General features: G+C 71.0%; 19 protein-coding genes. 10 read left to right on the forward strand and 9 right to left on the reverse strand.

Annotated elements, in window-relative coordinates; genetic code table 11:
* The 4 genes from AC32QD_RS15765 to AC32QD_RS15780 form a co-directional block, all read left to right on the forward strand.
* A partial coding sequence (locus AC32QD_RS15765) for a GNAT family N-acetyltransferase (protein WP_492011461.1) occupies positions 1–412 on the forward strand: 412 nt, incomplete at its 5' end.
* Between the two features lie 221 nt (positions 413–633).
* Positions 634–2,043, forward strand: coding sequence for a 3-isopropylmalate dehydratase large subunit (gene leuC / locus AC32QD_RS15770; RefSeq protein WP_492011462.1), 1,410 nt, complete (start codon positions 634–636; stop codon positions 2,041–2,043).
* Positions 2,044–2,170: 127 nt separating this feature from the next.
* Positions 2,171–2,791, forward strand: coding sequence for a 3-isopropylmalate dehydratase small subunit (gene leuD, locus AC32QD_RS15775; protein WP_492011463.1), 621 nt, complete (start codon positions 2,171–2,173; stop codon positions 2,789–2,791).
* On the forward strand, positions 2,788–3,993 hold the full coding sequence (locus tag AC32QD_RS15780; protein WP_492011464.1) for an endonuclease/exonuclease/phosphatase family protein: 1,206 nt from the start codon (positions 2,788–2,790) through the stop codon (positions 3,991–3,993). Before leuD ends, AC32QD_RS15780 begins: the two co-directional genes overlap by 4 nt.
* A 185-nt stretch (positions 3,994–4,178) precedes the next feature.
* On the opposite strand, the gene gyrB is transcribed toward AC32QD_RS15780, so the two are convergent.
* The 9 genes from gyrB to mutM form a co-directional block, all read right to left on the reverse strand.
* Entirely contained in the window at positions 4,179–6,596 is a 2,418-nt protein-coding gene (gyrB, locus tag AC32QD_RS15785; protein WP_492011465.1) for a DNA topoisomerase (ATP-hydrolyzing) subunit B, read from the reverse strand.
* Between the two features lie 21 nt (positions 6,597–6,617).
* Positions 6,618–7,046: a VOC family protein gene (locus tag AC32QD_RS15790; protein ID WP_492011466.1), complete on the reverse strand. Its 429-nt coding sequence runs from the start codon at positions 7,044–7,046 to the stop codon at positions 6,618–6,620.
* A 2-nt stretch (positions 7,047–7,048) separates the two neighbouring features.
* Positions 7,049–8,278, reverse strand: coding sequence for a DNA replication/repair protein RecF (recF, locus tag AC32QD_RS15795; protein WP_492011467.1), 1,230 nt, complete (start codon positions 8,276–8,278; stop codon positions 7,049–7,051).
* Positions 8,278–9,396, reverse strand: a complete 1,119-nt coding sequence (gene dnaN / locus AC32QD_RS15800) for a DNA polymerase III subunit beta (protein WP_492011468.1) — start codon at positions 9,394–9,396, stop codon at positions 8,278–8,280. Before dnaN ends, recF begins: the two co-directional genes overlap by 1 nt.
* 114 nt (positions 9,397–9,510) lie before the next feature.
* Positions 9,511–10,971 carry a chromosomal replication initiator protein DnaA gene (dnaA, locus tag AC32QD_RS15805; protein WP_492011469.1) on the reverse strand — a complete coding sequence of 487 codons (1,461 nt, stop codon included), beginning with the start codon at positions 10,969–10,971 and terminating at the stop codon, positions 9,511–9,513.
* A gap of 75 nt (positions 10,972–11,046) precedes the next feature.
* Positions 11,047–11,493: a rhodanese-like domain-containing protein gene (locus AC32QD_RS15810; RefSeq protein ID WP_492011470.1), complete on the reverse strand. Its 447-nt coding sequence runs from the start codon at positions 11,491–11,493 to the stop codon at positions 11,047–11,049.
* A 369-nt stretch (positions 11,494–11,862) separates the two neighbouring features.
* Positions 11,863–12,129, reverse strand: a complete 267-nt coding sequence (gene rpsT / locus AC32QD_RS15815; protein ID WP_492011471.1) for a 30S ribosomal protein S20 — start codon at positions 12,127–12,129, stop codon at positions 11,863–11,865.
* A gap of 101 nt (positions 12,130–12,230) precedes the next feature.
* Positions 12,231–13,007 (reverse strand): enoyl-CoA hydratase, encoded by a 777-nt coding sequence (locus AC32QD_RS15820; protein ID WP_492011472.1) that lies wholly within the window; start codon positions 13,005–13,007, stop codon positions 12,231–12,233.
* Between the two features lie 67 nt (positions 13,008–13,074).
* The gene (mutM, locus tag AC32QD_RS15825) at positions 13,075–13,938 is read right to left on the reverse strand and encodes a bifunctional DNA-formamidopyrimidine glycosylase/DNA-(apurinic or apyrimidinic site) lyase (protein WP_492011473.1); all 864 of its coding nucleotides are present in this window, start codon (positions 13,936–13,938) and stop codon (positions 13,075–13,077) included.
* Positions 13,939–14,006: 68 nt separating this feature from the next.
* On the opposite strand from mutM, the gene ubiE reads away from it, so the two are divergent.
* The 6 genes from ubiE to cysK all read left to right on the forward strand — a co-directional run.
* Positions 14,007–14,792 carry a bifunctional demethylmenaquinone methyltransferase/2-methoxy-6-polyprenyl-1,4-benzoquinol methylase UbiE gene (ubiE, locus tag AC32QD_RS15830; RefSeq protein WP_492011474.1) on the forward strand — a complete coding sequence of 262 codons (786 nt, stop codon included), beginning with the start codon at positions 14,007–14,009 and terminating at the stop codon, positions 14,790–14,792.
* A 3-nt stretch (positions 14,793–14,795) separates the two neighbouring features.
* A complete protein-coding gene (ubiB, locus tag AC32QD_RS15835; RefSeq protein WP_492011475.1) occupies positions 14,796–16,346 on the forward strand; it encodes a 2-polyprenylphenol 6-hydroxylase in 1,551 nt (516 codons plus the stop codon).
* Between the two features lie 131 nt (positions 16,347–16,477).
* Positions 16,478–17,692, forward strand: coding sequence for a bifunctional phosphopantothenoylcysteine decarboxylase/phosphopantothenate--cysteine ligase CoaBC (gene coaBC / locus AC32QD_RS15840; protein WP_492011476.1), 1,215 nt, complete (start codon positions 16,478–16,480; stop codon positions 17,690–17,692).
* The gene (dut, locus tag AC32QD_RS15845) at positions 17,689–18,159 is read left to right on the forward strand and encodes a dUTP diphosphatase (RefSeq protein WP_492011477.1); all 471 of its coding nucleotides are present in this window, start codon (positions 17,689–17,691) and stop codon (positions 18,157–18,159) included. The genes coaBC and dut overlap by 4 nt, the downstream gene beginning before the upstream one ends.
* A gap of 19 nt (positions 18,160–18,178) precedes the next feature.
* Complete coding sequence (locus AC32QD_RS15850; protein ID WP_492011478.1) at positions 18,179–18,631, forward strand: RrF2 family transcriptional regulator; 453 nt, start codon at positions 18,179–18,181, stop codon at positions 18,629–18,631.
* A 28-nt stretch (positions 18,632–18,659) separates the two neighbouring features.
* On the forward strand, positions 18,660–19,576 hold a 917-nt coding region (gene cysK / locus AC32QD_RS15855; protein WP_492011479.1), incomplete at its 3' end, for a cysteine synthase A.

The raw sequence follows: 19,576 nt of genomic DNA on the forward strand, positions 1-19,576 counted from the left end.
CTTCGCCGACGAGGGCCGGCCCTGGAGCGGGCCGGAGCTGCTGGCGCTTTTGAGCGAGCCCGGCATCGGGCTCAGGCTGGCCCATCACGAGCGCCACGCCGCGGGCGAGGGCCTGGCGCCGGCTGGCTTCGCGCTCTACCGCGTGGCGGCCGACGAGGCCGAGCTTCTGACCGTCTCGGTGGTGCCCGAGGCGCGGCGCGCCGGGCTGGGCCGGGCATTGGTCGCCGCCTGCGAGGCCGGGGCCCGGGCCGCCGGGGCGCGCAGGCTCTACCTCGAGGTCGGCGCCGCCAACGCGGCCGCCCGGGCGCTCTATGCGGCCGCAGGCTATTCGCAAGTCGGCCGGCGCAAGGGCTATTACCAGCGCCCCGACGGCAGCCGCGACGACGCGCTGGTGCTGGCGAGCGAGCTGTGACGCCGAATGCTTGCCGAAGGCGCGGCCCGGGAGTAACACTCGCCGCCATGACGTACCGGATGCGCCTCGTGATCCTGGCCGACCGTGCCCGCCTGCCCTGGCGCTTCCATGCGCGCCGGGCCAGCGTCATGCTCGAGGGCTGAGCCCCGACGGGCGCCGCGTCGCGCCGCTTTGCTCGCCCTGGCGATACGCCGAAGGACAGACCCCCGGAGATTCCGAAAATGACCGCGCCGAAGACACTCTATGACAAGATATGGGACGCCCACCTGGTCGACGAGGCCGAGGACGGCACCTGCCTGCTCTACATCGATCGCCACCTAGTGCACGAGGTCACCAGCCCGCAGGCCTTCGAGGGGCTGAGGATGACCGGCCGCATTGTGCGCCACCCCGAGGCGGTGCTCGCCGTGCCCGACCACAACGTGCCGACCAGCGTGGATCGCGCCGAGAGCATCGAGGACGAGCAGTCGCGCATCCAGGTCGAGACCCTGCGCAAGAACGCGAAGGACTTCGGCGTCGAGATCTTCGACGTCGCCGATGTGCGCCAGGGCATCGTGCACATCATCGGCCCCGAGCAGGGGCTGACCCAGCCCGGCATGACCATCGTGTGCGGCGACAGCCACACCGCGACCCACGGCGCCTTCGGCGCGCTGGCCTTCGGCATCGGCACCTCGGAGGTCGAGCACGTGCTGGCGACGCAGACGCTGGTCACGGCCAAGTCGAAGAACATGAAGGTCGAGGTGACCGGCACATTGCCGCTGGGGGTCACCGCCAAGGACATCACGCTCTCGGTCATCGGCCATACCGGCACGGCGGGCGGCACCGGCCACGTCATCGAGTATTGCGGCGAGGCGATCCGCGCCCTCTCGATGGAGGGGCGCATGACCGTGTGCAACATGGCGATCGAGGGCGGCGCGCGCGCCGGGCTGATCGCACCGGACGAGACCACCCTCGCTTATCTCAAGGGTCGCCCGAAGGCGCCTCAGGGCAAGCTGTGGGACACCGCGGTGGACTACTGGCGCTCGCTCGGCACGGACGAGGGCGCCCGGTTCGACAAGGTGGTGACGCTGAAGGCCGAGGACATTGCGCCGGTGGTCACCTGGGGCACCAGCCCCGAGCAGGTGCTGCCGATCACCGGGCGCGTGCCCGACCCCGCGGCGATGAGCGACCCCTCGAAGCAGGCGGCGGCGCGGCGCGCGCTCGACTACATGGGGCTCGAGCCCGGCACGCCGCTCTCGCAGATCGCGGTGGACACGGTCTTCATCGGCTCGTGCACCAATGCGCGCATCGAGGACCTGCGCGAGGTGGCCAGGCTGGTCAAGGGCAAGCGGGTCAAGGAGGGGATCCGGGCCATGGTGGTGCCGGGCTCGGGCCTGGTGCGCGCCCAGGCCGAGGAGGAGGGCCTGGCCGAGATCCTCAAGCAGGCCGGCTTCGACTGGCGCATGGCGGGCTGCTCCATGTGCCTGGGCATGAACCCCGACCAGCTCAGCCCGGGCGAGCGCTGCGCCTCGACCTCGAACCGCAATTTCGAGGGGCGCCAGGGCCGCGGCGGCCGCACGCATCTGTTGAGCCCCGCCATGGCCGCGGCGGCCGCGATCACCGGCCACCTCACGGACGTGCGCGAGCTGCTGTGAGGGCGGCGCTGCCGGAGAGGCGGCGCGGCGCGCCGCCTCGGGATTTGCCTCCCGTCCTCGCCCATCCGGGCTGCGGGCGGGGCGTGTCAGGGAACCGGGGCGGGCGGCCCCGAAGGAGATCGCACCGATGGAGAAATTCGACAAGCTGACCGGCGTCGCAGCACCCCTGCCGATGATCAATGTCGACACCGACATGATCATTCCCAAGCAGTTCCTCAAAACTATCAAGCGCTCGGGACTGGGCGAGGCGCTGTTCTTCGAGATGCGCTATTGCGACGACGGCAGCGAAAACCCGGACTTCGTGCTGAACAAGCCGGCCTACCGCAATGCCAAGATGGTCGTGGCGGGCGAGAATTTCGGCTGCGGCTCGAGCCGCGAGCACGCGCCCTGGGCGCTGCTCGACTTTGGCATCCGCTGCGTGGTGGCGCCGAGCTTCGCCGACATCTTCTACAACAACTGCTTCAAGAACGGCATCCTGCCGATCAAGCTGCCGCAAGAGGACGTGGACAAGCTGATGGAGGACGCCGAGCGCGGCGCCAACGCCACCATCACCGTCGATCTCGAGAACCAGACCATCACCGGCCCCGATGGCGGCGAGATTCGCTTCGAGGTCGAGCCGTTCCGCAAGCACTGCCTGTTGAATGGGCTCGACGACATCGCGCTGACGCTTGAGAAAGAGAGCCGGATCGAGCGGTTCGAGAAGGCCTACGATGGCCGCTTTCCCTGGCTGAGCGCGCCGGCCGGGTGAGGGCGGCGGCGGCACTGGTCCTTGCACTCGGGCTCGCCCTGGCCGGGCGGGCCGGGGCCGCCGAGCCCTGGCAGACGCGGGCGCCCGAAAGCATCCGGGTCGCCGTCTTCAACGCGGCGCTGTCGCGGCGCGGTGCTGGGCTGCTGGCGGCCGAGATGGCCAAGGGCAGCGCGCAGGTCGCGGCGGTGGCCGAGATCGTGCTGCGGGTGCGGCCCGACATCCTGGTGCTGCTCGAGGTCGACCGCGACCCCGCGCACCTGGCGCTGAGCCGCTTCGCCGAGCGGCTGCGCGCCGGGGCCGGGGGGCTGGCGGGGCTCGATTATCCGTTCCTCTATCAGGGGCCGGTGAACACCGGCGTGCCCTCGGGCCACGACCTCAATGGCGACGGGCGGCGCGGCGGGCCACAGGACGCCTTCGGCTACGGCGTCTTCCCCGGCCAGTACGGCATGGCGGTGCTGAGCCGCTTGCCGATCGACCATGCCGGGATCCGCAGCTTCCGCAAATTCCGCTGGGCGGACCTGCCCGGTGCCGACCGGCCGGTGAAGCCGGACGGGGCGCCCTATTATCCGGACGCGGTCTGGCGGGCGCTGAGGCTGAGCTCGAAGAGCCTTTGGGACGTGCCGGTGACGCTGCCGGGCGGTGCAGTGCTGCATGTCGTGGCAAGCCACCCGACGCCGCCGGTCTTCGACGGCCCGGAGGACCGCAACGGGCGGCGCAATGCCGACGAGATCCGGCTCGTGAGAGGGCTGGTCGACGGCGCCGGCTGGATCGTCGACGACAACGGGCGCAGCGGCGGGCTCGGCCCGGGCGCGGCCTTCGTCGTGCTGGGCGACCTCAATGCCGATCCTGTCGACGGCGCGGCGCGGCGCGGGGCCATCCGGGCGCTGCTCGCCGATCCGCGGCTCCAGGACCCGCGCCCGGCGAGCGCCGGGGCCGAGGCCGCCTCGGTGGCGCAGGGCGGGGCTAACCGGACCCAGGCGGGCCCGGCGGCGCTGGATACGGCCGACTGGGCCGACACGCCGGGGCCAGGCAACCTGCGGGTGGATTACGTGCTGCCCTCGGCGGGACTGGAGGTCACCGGGGCAGGGGTGTTCTGGCCGCCGCCCGGCGACCCGCTGGCCCGGCTGGTGGCGGGCGGGCGCAATCCCGCGAGCTCGTACCACCGGCTCGTTTGGGTGGATATCGTGCCGCCGGCGCAGTGAGCGACCCGGCGCGATGCGACGTGGCGCATGCCATCTCGCGCCGACTGGACCCCATCATCGGACATACCGTTGCCCCGGCCCCCGAGCCGGGGGCTTTCTGCGACGGCCGCCGACGAGAGGCCCCGGGTCACACCCGGGGGCAGCGCGGCTCCAACGGCAGGAGGCCGGGTCAATGCAAGCCGCGCTCAGATGTCGAGGTTCTCCACCGACAGCGCGTTCTCCTGGATGAACTGGCGGCGCGGCTCGACCACGTCGCCCATCAGGCGCGAGAAGATCTCGTCGGTCTCGGCGGTGGGGTCGATCCTGACCTGCACCAGCGTGCGCGCCTCGGGGTCCAGCGTGGTCTCCCACAGCTGGTCGGCGTTCATCTCGCCCAGGCCCTTGTAGCGCTGCAGCGAGACACCCTTCTCGCCCTCGGCCATGATCACGTCGATGAGCTCGGAGGGGCCGCGGATCGGCACCTCTCGGTCCTTGCGCCCCAGGCGCGCCGGGGCGCCGTAGGTCTCGGCGAGGCCGGCGCTCATGGACGCAAGCCGGCGCGCCTCGGCGGCGCGCAGCGCGAAGCCGTCGATGAAGTGGCTCTGGGTGACGCCCCTGAGCACGCGGGTGAAGCGCACGCCGGCGTCGTCGGTGGGCTCGGCCTGCCAGCCGCGCTCGGTCTCGGGTGCGAGCGTGTCGAGCCGGGCGGCGACCGTTTCGGCGTCCCGGGCCGAGAGGCCGGGCCTGAGCACGCCGGCAATCGCCATCTGCTCGATGATGAAGCGCGGGTAGTTGGTGGGAAAGGCGCCCAAGAGCGCGCGCACCCGCCGCGCCTCCTCGACAAGCCGGCGTAGGTCCTCGCCGGCGACCTGGGCGCCCGAGGCCAGCGTCAGCACGGCCCCCTCGATGCCCTCGCCGGTGAGATAGTCCTCGAGCTCGCGCTCGTCGCGGCAGTAGCGCGAGCTCGTGCGCCGGGTCACCTTGTAGAGCGGCGGCTGGGCGATATAGAGGTAGCCGCCCTCGATCAGCTCGTGCATCTGCCGGTAGAAGAAGGTCAGCAGCAGCGTGCGGATATGGGCGCCGTCCACGTCGGCGTCGGTCATGATGATGATCCGGTGGTAGCGCAGCTTGGAGATGTCGAACTCCTCGCGGCCGATGCCGGTGCCGAGCGCGGTGATCAGCGTGCCGATCTCCTGGCTCGACAGCATCTTGTCGAAGCGGGCGCGCTCGACGTTGAGGATCTTGCCCCTGAGCGGCAGCACCGCCTGGTTCTGGCGTGACCGGCCCTGCTTGGCCGAGCCGCCCGCCGAGTCGCCCTCGACGATGAAGAGCTCGGACTTCGCGGGGTCCTTCTCCTGGCAGTCGGCCAGCTTTCCCGGCAGCGAGGCGATGTCCATGGCCGACTTGCGCCGGGTCAGCTCGCGCGCCTTGCGTGCCGCCTCGCGCGCCAGCGCCGCCTCGACGATCTTGGTCACCACCACCCGGGCCTCGTTCGGGTTCTCCTCGAACCACTCGCCGAGCTTCTCGAAGATCAGGCTCTCGACCGCGGGCCGGACCTCGGACGAGACCAGCTTGTCCTTGGTCTGGCTGGAGAACTTCGGGTCGGGCACCTTGACGCTCAGGACGCAGGTCAGGCCCTCGCGCGCGTCGTCGCCGGTCAGCGTCACCTTCTCCTTCTTGGCGATGCCCGAGGCCGCGACGTAGTTGTTGATGGTGCGCGTCAGCGCGCCGCGGAAGCCCGCGAGATGCGTGCCGCCGTCGCGCTGCGGGATGTTGTTGGTGAAGGCGAGCACGTTCTCGTGGTAGCCGTCGTTCCACCACAGCGCGGCATCCACGGTGACGCCCTCGCGCTCGCCCTGCACCGCGATGGGGTTGGGGATCAGCGCGCTCCGGGCGCGGTCGAGATAGCGCACGAACGCCTCGACGCCACCGTCGTAGTGCAGCTCGGTCTCGACCGCGTCGGCGTGGCGCTGGTCGCGCAGCACGATGCGCACGCCCGAGTTCAGGAAGGCCAGCTCGCGCAGCCGGTGCTCGAGCGTGCGGTAGCTGTACTCGATGTTGGTGAAGGTCTTGGGCGAGGCGAGGAAGCGCACCCGCGTGCCCTGCTCGCCCCGCGAGTCGCCCACGACCTCGAGCGGCTTCACCGTCTCGCCCTCCTCGAAGCGGGCGAAGTGCTCCTTGCCGTTGCGCCACACGGTCAGGTCCAGCCACTCGGAGAGCGCGTTGACGACCGAGACGCCGACGCCGTGCAGCCCGCCCGAGACCTTGTAGGAATTCTGGTCGAATTTGCCCCCCGCATGGAGCTGGGTCATGATGACCTCGGCGGCCGAGACGCCCTCGCCGGCGTGGATCTCGGTGGGAATGCCGCGGCCGTTGTCGGTGACCGAGACCGAGCCGTCGGCATGCAGCGTCACCCGCACCATGTCGGCATAGCCAGCCAGCGCCTCGTCGATGGCGTTGTCGACCACCTCGTAGACCATGTGGTGCAGCCCCGAGCCGTCATCGGTGTCGCCGATATACATGCCCGGCCGCTTGCGCACGGCCTCGAGGCCCTTGAGCACCTTGATCGATTCGGCGCCGTATTCCGAGGGTGTCTGCTCGCTCGACGTCTGCTCGTCTGCCATCCGTGTTCTCGTTCGTTTGCTTCAGGAGGCGCTCGGGAGGGTGAGCGTGCCGTCCTCGTTCAGGGGGAAATCCGGCACGTGGGCGAATTCCCAGGCGTGCCCGTCGGGGTCGGCGACATAGGCGACGTAGCCGCCCCAGGGCGTCTCGTGCGGCAGCCTGAGCGGCGTGGCGCCGGCCGAGATGGCCTCGGCGAAGAGCCGGTCCACGCCGGCGCGCTCGGCGAGGTTCTGCGCCAGCGCCACCGCGCCGGGGCCCTCGCCCGTCTCGCGGCCGAGGTCCTCGGCCATCATCTGGCGCGGGTAGAGCGCGAGCGCCTGGCCGGCGAGCTGGAAGAAGGCGATCTCGTCCAGGCTCTCGACCGTGCGCTGCCAGCCGAGCGCCTCGTAGAAGGCGGCGGCGCGGGCGACGTCGCGCACGCCAAGCGTGATCAGGCTGACGCGCTGGTCCATGCTCAGGCCCCGGCCAGGGCGGAGCGTCCGCCGCTTTCGCTGACCGCCAGATGCAGCGTCGCGGGGGCGACGCCGTCGAACAGGCCGGCCCCGGTGCCGGTCATCCAGGCCTGGGCACCGAGCGCCTCGATCTCGGCGAAAAGCGCGCGGCGACGGGCGGCGTCGAGATGCGCGGCGACCTCGTCGAGCAGCAGGACCGGCGCCGCCCCGGTGGCCTCGGCCAGCGCCCGGGCATTGGCCAGCGCGACCGAGATCAGGAGCGCCTTCTGCTCGCCGGTCGAGCAGGCCGCCGCGGGCATGTCCTTGGCGGCATAGATCGCCTCGAGATCGCTCAGATGCGGGCCGGTCAGCGTGCGCCCGGCAGCGGCATCGCGCGCACGCGACTCGGTCAGCGCCCGCGCCAGCGCGGCCGCCTCCACCCCTTCCAGCGAATCGAGATCCGACTCGGCTCCGGGGCCGGCGCGAAGCGCCTCGGAAAAGCGCATTTCCATCTCGCCCAAGATAGCCATTTTCGCTTGCGGAAACAATGTTTGACACCCTTCCGAGAGGGGGCCTTGCGCTGCTTGCAAGCGCACCAGCGCGTCGGCCCGGGCGCGCGCGATCCGCGCCCCCGCGCGCGCCATCTGCGCCTCGAGCCCGGCGAGCCAGGCATCGTCCCAGGGCGGCTCGCGCAAGAGCCGGTTGCGCGCGCGCATCGCCTTCTCATAGGCCAGCGCGGCTTCGGCGTGGTCGGGCTCGAAGCCCAGCGCGAGGCGGTCGAGGAAGCGCCGCCGCTCGCCTGCCGCCTCGGACCACAGCCGGTCCATGGCGGGCGTGAGCCAGACCATGCGCACGTGCCGGCCGAGCGCCGTCTGGGTCGCGGCCTTGCCGTCGATCTCCACCGTGCGCCGCGCGGTGCCCGCGCCGTCGACGCCGGTGACGATCTCGACCGGGCCGGCAGGCGTGGCGAGCTCGGCGCGGACGCGCCAGCCGGGCCCGCCCGGCCGGCGCACCATCTCCTCGGCGCCCGCGCGGCGCAGGCCGCGGCCGGGCACCAGCAGCGACACCGCCTCGAGGATGTTGGTCTTGCCCGCGCCATTGGGCCCGAACAGCGCCACGGAAGCGCCGCCGGTCTCGACGGTGCAGGCCTCGTAGGAGCGGAAATGCGCAAACCTGAGCGCGGTGACGGCGAGGCGGAAAGGGCCGGTCGCGACGGCATCCGCCCGCAGGCGCGGGGCGCCGTGCCCGGGCATCACACCCGCATCGGCATCACGACGTAGACGGCGGAGTCGTCGTCGTCCTCGCGCACCAGCGTCGGGTCGCCGGGGTTGTTGAACAGGAAGACCGCGTTCTCGCGGTCGATCTGGCCGGCGATCTCGGTCAGGTAGCGGGCGTTGAAGCCGATCTCCATGGCCTCGTCGGCATAGGCCACCGCCAGTTCCTCCTCGGCGCTGCCGGCGTCGGGACTGTTCACCGACAGCGTCAGGCGGTCCTCGTCCATGGCGAGCTTGACCGCGCGCGAACGCTCCTGGCTCAGCGTGGCGACACGGCCGACCGCGGCGGCGAAGTCGGCGGCGTCGACCTCCATGCGCTTGGTATTGCCGGCGGGGATCACCCGCGTGTAGTCGGGAAAGGCGCCGTCGATCACCTTCGAGGTCAGCACCAGCCCATTGACGGCGAAGCGGATCTTGGTTTCCGAGACCGACACCTCGATCTCGCCCTCGTCGCTGTCGAGCAGCTTCCTGAGCTCGCCCACGGTCTTGCGCGGCACGATCACGCCGGGCGCCTCGGCGGCGCCCTCGGGCAGCTCGGCGTCGATGCGCGCGAGGCGGTGACCGTCGGTGGCCACGGCGCGCAGCACCTGCCGCTCGCCCTCGGAGGCGGGGTGCAGGTAGACGCCGTTGAGGTAGTAGCGCGTCTCCTCGGTCGAGACGGCGAACTGCGACTTCTCGAACAGGCGCCTGAGCGCGGGCGCCGGCACCGCGTAGGTGCAGGCGTACTCGCTCGAGGCCATCACGGGGAAGTCCTCGCGCGGCAGGGTGGCGAGCGCGAAATGCGAGCGCCCGGCCGAGACGTTGAGCCGACCCGCACCGGCGTCGGCGGCCAGCGCGAGCTGGGCGCCCTCGGGCAGCTTGCGCACGATCTCGTGCAGCAGGTGCGCGGGCGCCGTCACGGCGCCCTTCTGCTCGGCCGCGACGGGGACGTGCTCGATGATCTCGATGTCGAGATCGGTGGCGCGGATCGCCAGCCGCTCGGCCTCGGCCTCGATCAGCACGTTGCCGAGGATCGGGATGGTGTTCTTGCGCTCGACGATGCCCTGGGCGTGGCTCATCGCGCGGAGGAGTGCGCTGCGCTCGATCGTGACCTTCATCGCCTCAATCCATCCCTCGGCGGGGCCGCAACCCGGGCCCGTTGGCTAGCCGGAAAACCACACTAGCCAATTCATCTTGGGATTCAATGCCCCATGCGCCACAAGATCGTGGGGCTAGCCCTCCAGCATCCGGCGCAGGAGCTCGACGTCCTCGGCGAGCTGGCTGTCGGTCTCGCGCAGCTGCTCAATCTTGCGCACGGCATGGATCACCGTGGTGTGGTCGCGCCCGCCGAAGCCGCGGCCGATCTCGGGCAGCGACTTCGAGGTGAGCGTCTTGGCGAGGAACATCGCCACCTGCCGGGGCCGGGCCACATTGCGCGCGCGCCGGGCCGAGACGAGGTCGGTCATGCGCAGGTTGTAGTGGTCGGACACCTTGCGCTTGATCTCCTCGATGGTGACCTTGCGGTCGGCCGAGCGGAGCAGGTCGGCCAGGCACTCCTGCGCCATGTCGAGCGTGATCCGCCGTCCCACCAGCGAGGCGAAGGCGAACAGCCGCGTCAGCGCCCCCTCGAGCACGCGCACGTTCGAGCTGATGCGGTGCGCCAGGAACTCCAGCACCTTGGGGTCGATGTCGAAGCCCGGCTCGTTCGCGGCCATGGTCTCGGCCTTGGCCTGCAGGATGCCCAGGCGCAGCTCGTAGTCGGTGGGGTGGATGTCGGCCACCAGCCCCCATTGCAGGCGCGAGCGGATGCGCTCCTCCAGCCCGTCGATGCGCTCGGGGCTGCGGTCGCCCGAGATCACGATCTGCTTCTTCTGGTCGATCAGGGCGTTGAAGGTGTGGAAGAATTCCTCCTGCGTGGAATCCTTGCCCGAGATGAACTGCACGTCGTCGACCATCAGCACGTCGACCGAGCGGAACTGCTGCTTGAAGGTCAGCGTGTCGCGAAAGCGCAAGGCCTGCACGAAGCGGTACATGAAGTGCTCGGCGGAGAGATACAGCACCTTGCACTCGGGCCGGCACTGGCGCAGATGCCAGCCGATGGCGTGCATCAGGTGGGTCTTGCCCAGGCCGACGCCGCCATAGAGGAAGACCGGATTGAACGAGGCGTCCGCGGTCTCGGCCACCCGGCGCGCGGCGGCATAGGCCAGCTCGTTCGGCTTGCCGACGACGAAGGTCGCGAAGGTGAAGCGCGGGTCGAGCGGCGCCGAGAGCAGCCCGTCATTGGCGGGCGCCGGCGCCTCGGACGCCTTGCCGTTGGCCGCGGGCGCGTCCTGCCGTGTCTCCTGCCGCGTCTCCTCCCGCGCCATGTCCCGCGAGACCGGCCCCGGCACGCCGCTCGCGTCGAGCCCGCCCGGCGCGACCGTCATCGAGATGCGGCTCAGCCCGGGCTCGATATCCCGGATGATGCGCAGCAGGTGCCGCCCGTAATTGCGCTCGACCCAGTCGGCGAGAAAGGCGGTGTTGGCCGAGAGAATCGCGCGGTCTTCGCAAATGGAGGCCAAGCGAACCTGCCTGAGCCACTGTGCCACGCAATCGGTCCCAAGCTCACGCTCCGCCGTCTCCAGCACTCTTTGCCAAAGTCCGTCAAACTCAGAGCCCGAATGTGCGCCGCTGCTCTCTCCTCTGTCTGCCATGTTCATGATTGTCCCGAATCCATCCCTGTATCACGCAGCACCCGTCCCACACCGGGCGCACCCCGCGGGGCTCTCTCAGCTCTGGCGCCAAGGAAGCCCCCGTGCCTTCCATCCGGCGATTCGCCCGCGATGTCCCTCGGGGTCGAGCCCGCCTTCGAATCCCTCCGCCACGTTGGTGCAGTGGGCCGTCACGCCCTGCTCCGCCAGCGCCGCGGCGACGGCTTCGGCCGCCGCCATCGAGCGTGCGCCCGAGCGGCAGATGAACAGCAGGCGCGAGGGCACCGAGCCGCTCATCTGCTCGGTCAGTTCTTCGACAAAACCCGTGTTCGGCTGCATCTGCGGGAACCGGGTCCACTCCACCTGCCACAGCGGCCGGCCGGTGGCGGAGAGGTCCGGCACGCCCACGAAGGCCCACTCCGCGCGCGTGCGCACATCGACCAGGGCCGTCGTGGAGGAGGACTCGAGAAGGCGGTACGCCGCGACCGGATCGACTTCGTCAACGATCGGCCGGACCGCTTGCATCGGCTCCCCCCGTCCTCTCTGACAGACCTGCTGCACCCGTGGCGGCGACTAGGGGTAACCGGTGAGTCAGATTCGGGGCAAGAAGTTTTCCATACTCGCGCCGATATTGTTGTGAAACGGCCGCACATTCAAAATACTGAATAAGTAATTAACAAAACACGCATCAATATACCACACACGAGAACCGCGGCGAAACCAAAGCGTCGTGCGACATATTTATCTTCGGGACCCCGACTCGGCGGGAGCGAAAACCTTAACCGAAAACCGGCCCGCCGAACACGGGAAGGAAACACGAACATGACGATTGCGTGACGCCAAGGCAACAGCCGCCGCCCGCGGGCAGCGCGTGGCCGGCGTCGGGACGGGCCGTCAGGCCGGGAGGTGGTTGATGCGCTGTTGCAGGCGCGAGATCTTGCGGCTCGCCGTGTTGCGGTGCAACACGCCCTTGCCCGCGCCGCGCATGATCTCGGGCTGGGCGGCGCGCAGTGCAGACAGCGCCCCGTCCCTGTCGCCCGCGGCGATCGCCGCTTCCACGTTGCGGATGAAGGTGCGGATGCGCGACCGGCGCGCCTTGTTCACCTGGGTGCGCCGGGCGATCTGGCGCACGCGCTTCTTTGCCGATGGCGTGTTGGCCATGCTGTCGTTCCGTCTCTCTGTGCTCGCGAGAATGGAGCGCGTCGATACACCAGCGCCAGGGGCCCGTCAACGGTCGCGGCGCCAGTTTGCCCGAGCGCCGATCATTCGCCCTTGAACGTGGCGCTGCGCTTCTCGACGAAGGCCTCCATGCCTTCCTTCTGGTCCTTGGTGCCGAACAGCGCGTGGAACAGGCGCCGCTCGCCGCGCACGCCCTCGGCCAGCGTGGTCTCGTAGGCGCGGTTCACCGCCTCCTTGACGGCCAGAACCGCGACGCGGCCCATCTCGGCGATCTTCGCTGCGGTTGCCATGGCGTCGTCAATCAGGTCGTCGGCCGGCACGATGCGGCTGACGAGGCCGGAGCGCTCGGCCTCTTCGGCGTCCATGAAGCGGCCGGTGAGGTTCATCTCCATCGCCTTCGACTTGCCGACGAAGCGAGTGAGTCGCTGGGTGCCGCCCGCGCCCGGCATGACGCCCAGGTTGATCTCGGGCTGGCCGAACTTCGCCGTGTCGGCGGCCAGGATAAAGTCGCACATCATGGCCAGCTCGCAGCCCCCGCCCAGCGCGTAGCCGGCGACCGCGGCGATCACCGGCTTGCGGATGCGCGTCACCGTCTCCCACTCGGCGGTGATGAAGTCCTCCCGGTAGGCCTGGACGAAGCTCTTGGACTGCATCTCCTTGATGTCGGCGCCCGCGGCGAAGGCCTTCTCGCTGCCGGTCAGCACGATGGCGCCGATGTTGTCGTCGGCGTCGAACTTCTCGAGCGCGTCGCCGAGCTCGCGCATCAGCGCGCTGTTGAGCGCGTTCATCGCCTTCGGCCGGTCGAGCCGAATCAGTCCGACATGGTCGCGCGTCTCGACGACGATGTTCTCGTAGGCCATGGGAGTCTCCCGTTGGCTGGGGGCGTCCGGCAGCATTTAGCCGGGGCGGGGGGGCCGATCAAGCGGCTCAGCGCTGGCAGCGCGGACAATGATAGGTGGACCGGCCTGCCTGCAGCATGCGCCGCACCGTGCCTCGGCAGCCCTCGGTGGGGCAGGGCGCGCCCTCGCGGTCGTAGACCCGGAAGGCATGCTGGAAATAGCCCAGCTCGCCATCCCTCTGCCGGTAGTCGCGCAAGGACGAGCCTCCGGCCGCGATGGAGTCGGTCAGCGTCGCCACGATGGCGCGGGCCAGCCGCTCGACGCGGGGGCGCGACAGGCTTCCCGCCAGCCGCGCGGGATGGATGCCCGCGCGGTTGAGCGTCTCGCACACATAGATGTTGCCGAGCCCCGCCACGACGCGCTGGTCCATCAGCGCCGCCTTGACCGAGGTCCGCTTGCCCATGAACGCGGTGGCCAGCGCCGCGCCGCTGAACGCGTTGCCCAGCGGCTCGGGGCCCAGCCCGGCGAGCAGCCGGTGCGACCCGATGTCCTCGGTCGGCCACAGGTCCATGGCGGCGAAGCGGCGCGCGTCGTTGTAGGTGATGACCGCGCCCGCGTCGGTGGTGACCACGACGTGGTCGTGCGGCCCCGGGGCCGGCGCGGCGGCACGGAACCGCCCCAGCGTCGCGCCGCCCACCAGCATCCGGCCCGACATGCCCAGATGCACGAGCCAGGTCTCGGGCGGCATCTCCCCGCCCGCGAGCCCGATCAGCAGGTATTTCGACCGCCGCCCGAGCCGCTCGACGCGGCGGCCCGTCAGCCGTTCGGCGAATCGCTCGGGCAGGGGCCAGCGCAGATCGGCGCGGCGCTGCTCGACGCGGGCGAGCACGTGCCCCGCGAGCACGGGCTCGAGGCCGCGGCGGACGGTTTCGACTTCGGGCAGCTCGGGCATCGCGCGCGCTCCGGGGGGACGAAAAGCGCCATAGCACGAACGGGTTCGCCGCGCTATGTAGTCGGGCCATGACCGAGGGAGCCCAGGAAAAACCAGGCGAAGCGGCGGGCCAAGGCCCGGCCGAGACGCATTTCGGATACCGCAGCGTGCCGGAGTCCGACAAGGCCGGGCTGGTCGAGGGCGTGTTCTCCTCGGTGGCGCGGCGCTACGACCTGATGAACGACCTGATGTCGGGGGGCATCCACCGGCTTTGGAAGGACGCGCTGGTCGACTGGCTGGCGCCGCGACCGGGCATGCGGCTGGTCGACGTGGCCGGCGGCACCGGCGACGTCGCCTTCCGCTTCCTGCGCCGGGTCAAGGGGCGCGGCGAGGTCACCGTGTGCGACATGACCCAGGCGATGCTGGAGGAGGGGCGCCGCCGCGCCCAGCGCAACGGGCTGGGGCCGATCGAGTGGGTCCAGGGCGACGCCGAGTCGCTGCCCTTCGCGGCCAAGAGCTTCGACGCCTACACCGTCGCCTTCGGCATCCGCAACGTCACCCGGATCGAGGCGGCGCTGGCCGAGGCCTACCGCGTTCTCAGGCCCGGCGGGCGCTTTCTCTGCCTCGAGTTCTCGCAGGTCCCGGTGCCGGCGCTCGAATGGCTCTACGACCGCTACTCGTTCAACGTCATCCCGCCGCTGGGCCGGCTGGTGACGGGCGACCGCGAGAGCTACCAGTACCTCGTCGAGTCGATCCGCCGCTTCCCCGACCAGGAGCGCTTTGCCGCGATGATCCGCGCCGCCGGCTTCGAACGCGTCGCCTGGCGCAACCTCTCGCTCGGCGTCGCGGCGCTGCATTCGGGCTGGCGGCTCTGATCCATGCTCGGTCCCGCCCAGCACCTGTGGCGCCTCTTCCGCACCGGCGCCACCTTCGAGCGGACCGGCGCGGTCTCCTCGATCCTCGACGCGTTCGAGGTCCGCGGCTGGCCGCGGCTGGTGATCCGCGCCTTCACCTGGCCGCTCGGCGTGTTCGGGCGGCCGGGCAACCCCGAGCTGCCGCCCCTGCCGCGCGCGCTGCAGGCGATGGGTCCGGCCTATGTGAAGTTCGGCCAGGTGCTGTCGACCCGGCCCGACGTGACCGGCGACGAGCTCGGCGCCCAGCTGCGCTACCTGCAGGATCGCCTCAGCCCGTTTCCGGCCGACGCGGCGCGGGCGATCATCGTCGGCCATCTCGGCCCCCGCGCCTGGGACCTGATCGGCGAGCTGGGCGAGCCGGTGGCCGCCGCCTCGATCGCCCAGGTCCACCCGGCGGTGTGGATCCCCACCGGCAGGAAGGTGGCGGTCAAGGTGCTGCGCCCGGGCATCCGCGGCCAGTTCCGCCGCGACATCGCCGCCTTCTACTTCATCGCGCGGCTGATCGAGGCGATCGTGCCGGGGGCGCGCCGGCTGCGCCCCACCGCGGTGGTGGCGCATTTCGAGGGCGTGGTCTCGACCGAGCTCGACCTGCGCCTCGAGGCGGCCGCCGCCAACGAGTACCGCGACAACGCGCGCGAGGACGAGCGCCTCCTGGTGCCCGATGTCTACTGGGCGGGCACGGCGCGCAAGGTGATGACGCTCGAATGGGTGGACGGCCTGCCGCTCGAGCGTGAGTCCCTGGCCGCGGCCGGGCACGACCTGACCGAGATCGCCACGCGCCTGGTGCGCATCTTCCTCAACCACGCGCTCAGGGACGGCTATTTTCATGCCGACATGCACCAGGGCAATCTCAAGGTCGGCCCGGACGGCACCCTGGTCATGGTGGACTTCGGCATCATGGGCCGGCTCGACCCGATCACCCGGCGTCACTATGCCGAGATCCTCTACAGCTTCATCACCCGCGACTACCGGCGCGGCGCCGAGGTGCATTTCGAGGCGGGCTACGTGCCGCCCGACCGCGATGTCGGCGCCTTCGCGCAGGCGCTGCGCGCCATCGCCGAGCCGATCCACGGGCAGGAGGTGTCCAACATCTCGATGGCGCGGCTGCTGGCCCAGCTACTCGAGACCGCGGAACGTTTCGGCATGGAGACGCGGACCGAGCTGATTCTCTTGCAGCGCACCATGGTCGTGGTCGAGGGCGTGGCGCGCTCGCTCGACCCGCACACCAACATGTGGGAGGCGGCGCGGCCCGTGGTCGAGGGCTGGATCCGGACCAATCTGGGCCCCGCCCAGATCGCCCGCGACCTCGGCCAGACGATGCGGGTGGTGGCGCGGCTCGGCCCCCGCCTGCCGGGGCTCGCCGAGGAGCTGGTGCTGTTGGCCGAGGAGGCGCGCACCCGCCGCCAGAACCCGCCCGTGGCGGAAGTGGAGCGGCCCGCCATCCGCTGGCCCTGGCTGATCGGGGGCTTCGCCACCGGGCTCGCCGCCGCCAGCGCCTTCTTCCTGCTGGCCTGACGCGCGCCATCGCACTTGCCTGCGCCCTTGCCGGCGCATTTGCCTGTTGAACGGGCGGACGCACATACTACAGTTAGCTGGCGGGCTTTCGCGTGAACCCCATTCACGGCCGCCCGCAAGGAGGCACAGCGGTGCAGGGCAGGCGGATACTGCTGATCATCGGCGGCGGCGTCGCCGCCTACAAGAGCCTCGAGCTGATCCGCCTGATCCGCAAGGAAGGCGGCGCGGTGACGCCCGTGCTGACGCGCGCGGCGCAGGAGTTCGTCACCCCGCTGGCCGCGGCCTCGCTGGCCGGCGCCAGGGCCTACACGGCGCTGTTCGACCTGACCGACGAGGCCGAGATGGGCCATATCGAGCTCAGCCGCGTGGCCGATCTCGTGGTGGTGGCGCCGGCCACCGCCGACCTGATGGCGAAGATGGCCGGCGGGCACGCCGACGACCTTGCCTCGACGCTGCTCATGGCCACCGACACCCCGGTGCTGATCGCACCGGCGATGAATGTGCGCATGTGGCAGCACGCGGCGACGCAGCGCAACCTCGCCACGCTGACGGCTGACGGCATCGCCGTGGTCGGGCCGAACGAGGGCGAGATGGCCTGCGGCGAGTACGGCCCGGGCCGCATGGCCGAGCCCGGCGAGATCCTCGCCGCCATCGCGGCGCACCTGGCGGGATCGGGCCCGCTGGCGGGCCGCCGCGTGATCGTCACCTCGGGCCCGACGCATGAGCCGATCGACCCGGTGCGCTATATCGCCAACCGCTCCTCGGGCACGCAGGGATCTGCCATCGCCGCGGCCCTGCACGCGCTGGGCGCCGAGGTGGTCATGGTCACCGGGCCGGCCACCGCGCCGCTGCCGCCCGGGCCGCGGATCGTCAAGGTCGAGACGGCGCGCGAGATGCTTGGGGCGGTCGAGGCGGCGCTGCCCGCCCAGGCCGCCGTCTTCGCCGCGGCCGTGGCCGACTGGCGGGTCGAGACGGCCTCGGCCAGCAAGATGAAGAAGGACGGCACGGGTGCGTGCCCCGAGCTGGTGCTGGCAGAGAACCCGGACATCCTCAGGACCGTCGCCCAAATGCCCGCGGGCAAGCGCCCCGCGCTCGTCGTCGGCTTCGCCGCCGAGACCGACGACGTGCTGGCCAATGCCGAGGCCAAGCGCGTGCGCAAGGGCTGCGACTGGATCGTCGCCAACGACGTGCGCCCCGAGACCGGCATCATGGGCGGGACCGACAACACCGTGACGCTGGTCACCGAGTCGGGCGCGGAGGCCTGGCCGCGCGCCAGCAAGGCCGAGGTCGCCCGGCGCCTGGCCGCGCGCATCGCCGAGGCGCTGGAGCGCGAGGGCATGGCATGAGCCAGCCCGAGATCGCCGTCGCCCGGCTCGGGCATCACGACCCGGCGCTGCCGCTGCCCGCCTATGCCACCGAGGGCGCGGCCGGGCTCGACCTGCGCGCCTGCCTGCCCCCGCACGAGCGCGCGACGGGCCTTAAGCTGCCCAGCCTCGGCCGCGCCCTGGTGCCCACCGGGCTGGCCATGGCGATCCCGCCGGGCTTCGAGGGCCAGGTGCGGGCGCGCTCGGGGCTGGCGGCGCGGCACGGCATCGCGCTGCCCAACAGCCCCGGCACGATCGATGCGGATTACCGCGGCGAGGTGCTGGTGCTGCTGGTGAACCTCGGCGCCGAGACCTACACGGTGCGCCACGGCGAGCGCATCGCCCAGATGGTCGTGGCGCCCGTGGCGCAGGCGCGCCTCGTCGAGGTGGACGAGCTGCCCGGCAGCACGCGGGCCGAAGGCGGCTTCGGCTCCACCGGGCGCAACTAGAGGAGACGGGAGGGCGGCCATGCTGAGGCTGACGCGCAAGACCATGCTGGCGCTCGAGGCGGTGCTCGATGTCGCCTACAATGCCCGCCCCGACCCGGTGCAGTCCAAGGACATCACCGCGCGGCAGGGCATCCCGCAGCGCTATCTCGAGCAGGTCATGCAGCAGCTCGTGCACCACGGCATCCTCAAGGGCGTGCGCGGCCCGAAGGGCGGCTATACGCTGGCGCGCGAACGCAGGCGCATCACGGTCGGCGACGTGGTGCGCGTCGTCGACCAGCTCGACGAGGAGGGCGACCGCGAGCCCATCAGCCAGGCCGAGCTTGGCGAGAAGGTGGTCGGGCCGCTGTGGACCGAGACCCGCGACGCGGTGCTCGGCCGCCTCGACGAGGTGACCATGGAGGACCTGTGCCGGCGCGCCCGCAAGCTGGGCGTCGCGCACGGTACCAAGGCCCCGCCCGATTTCACCATCTGATCGCATTCACCGAGGGAGACAGAGCCACATGTACACCGCCCACCCGCGCGGCCGGATCTATGACGACATCACTCAGACGATCGGATCGACGCCCCTGGTGCGGCTCGCGCGCCTGGGGGCCGATCTCGGGCTCGAGGCCGAGATCTGCGCCAAGCTCGAGTTCTTCAACCCGCTGAGCTCGGTGAAGGACCGCATCGGCGTGTCGATGATCGATGCGCTGGAGCTGGCGGGCCGGCTGAAGCCGGGCGCGACCATCATCGAGCCGACCTCGGGCAATACCGGCATCGCGCTGGCCTTCGCCGGCGCGGCGCGGGGCTACAAGGTGGTCCTGGTCATGCCCGAGTCCATGTCGATGGAGCGGCGCAAGATGCTGGCGCTGCTCGGCGCGCGGCTCGAGCTGACGCCGGCCGAGCAGGGCATGAAGGGCGCCATCGCCCGCGCCCAGGCGCTCGCCGCCGACATCGAAGGCGCGGTGATCCCGCAGCAGTTCGAGAACGCCGCCAACCCCAAGGTGCATATCGAGACCACCGCCGAGGAGATCTGGGCCGACACCGGCGGCGAGCTCGACGTCTTCGTCGCCGGCGTCGGCACCGGCGGCACCATCACCGGCGTCGGCAAGGTGCTGAAGGCGCGCCGGCCCGAGGTGCGAATCGTCGCGGTCGAGCCCGAGGACAGCCCCGTGCTCTCGGGCGGCGAGCCGGGGCCGCACAAGATCCAGGGCATCGGTCCCGGCTTCGTGCCGGCGATCCTGGACACCAGCGTCATCGACGAGGTGCTGACCATCGGCAACGAGACCGCCTTCGAGATGGCGCGCAAGCTGGCCCGGCTCGAGGGCGTTCCGGGCGGAATCTCCTCGGGCGCCGCGGTCGCCGCCGCGGTCGAGCTGGCCGAGCGCCCCGGCATGGCGGGCAAGCGCATCGTCGCCGTGCTGCCGAGCTTCGCCGA

The sequence above is a fragment of the Thermohalobaculum sp. genome (assembly GCF_058622915.1).

Bases quoted from the DNA above. Each gene is read 5' to 3' on its own strand.
- leuC (WP_492011462.1), top strand. From the start codon at position 634: ATGACCGCGCCGAAGACACTCTATGACAAGATATGGGACGCCCACCTG.
- leuD (WP_492011463.1), top strand. From the start codon at position 2,171: ATGGAGAAATTCGACAAGCTGACCGGCGTCGCAGCACCCCTGCCGATG.
- gyrB (WP_492011465.1), bottom strand. From the start codon at position 6,596: ATGGCAGACGAGCAGACGTCGAGCGAGCAGACACCCTCGGAATACGGC.
- AC32QD_RS15790 (WP_492011466.1), bottom strand. From the start codon at position 7,046: ATGGACCAGCGCGTCAGCCTGATCACGCTTGGCGTGCGCGACGTCGCC.
- recF (WP_492011467.1), bottom strand. From the start codon at position 8,278: ATGCCCGGGCACGGCGCCCCGCGCCTGCGGGCGGATGCCGTCGCGACC.
- dnaN (WP_492011468.1), bottom strand. From the start codon at position 9,396: ATGAAGGTCACGATCGAGCGCAGCGCACTCCTCCGCGCGATGAGCCAC.
- dnaA (WP_492011469.1), bottom strand. From the start codon at position 10,971: ATGGCAGACAGAGGAGAGAGCAGCGGCGCACATTCGGGCTCTGAGTTT.
- AC32QD_RS15810 (WP_492011470.1), bottom strand. From the start codon at position 11,493: ATGCAAGCGGTCCGGCCGATCGTTGACGAAGTCGATCCGGTCGCGGCG.
- rpsT (WP_492011471.1), bottom strand. From the start codon at position 12,129: ATGGCCAACACGCCATCGGCAAAGAAGCGCGTGCGCCAGATCGCCCGG.
- AC32QD_RS15820 (WP_492011472.1), bottom strand. From the start codon at position 13,007: ATGGCCTACGAGAACATCGTCGTCGAGACGCGCGACCATGTCGGACTG.
- mutM (WP_492011473.1), bottom strand. From the start codon at position 13,938: ATGCCCGAGCTGCCCGAAGTCGAAACCGTCCGCCGCGGCCTCGAGCCC.
- ubiE (WP_492011474.1), top strand. From the start codon at position 14,007: ATGACCGAGGGAGCCCAGGAAAAACCAGGCGAAGCGGCGGGCCAAGGC.
- ubiB (WP_492011475.1), top strand. From the start codon at position 14,796: ATGCTCGGTCCCGCCCAGCACCTGTGGCGCCTCTTCCGCACCGGCGCC.
- dut (WP_492011477.1), top strand. From the start codon at position 17,689: ATGAGCCAGCCCGAGATCGCCGTCGCCCGGCTCGGGCATCACGACCCG.
- AC32QD_RS15850 (WP_492011478.1), top strand. From the start codon at position 18,179: ATGCTGAGGCTGACGCGCAAGACCATGCTGGCGCTCGAGGCGGTGCTC.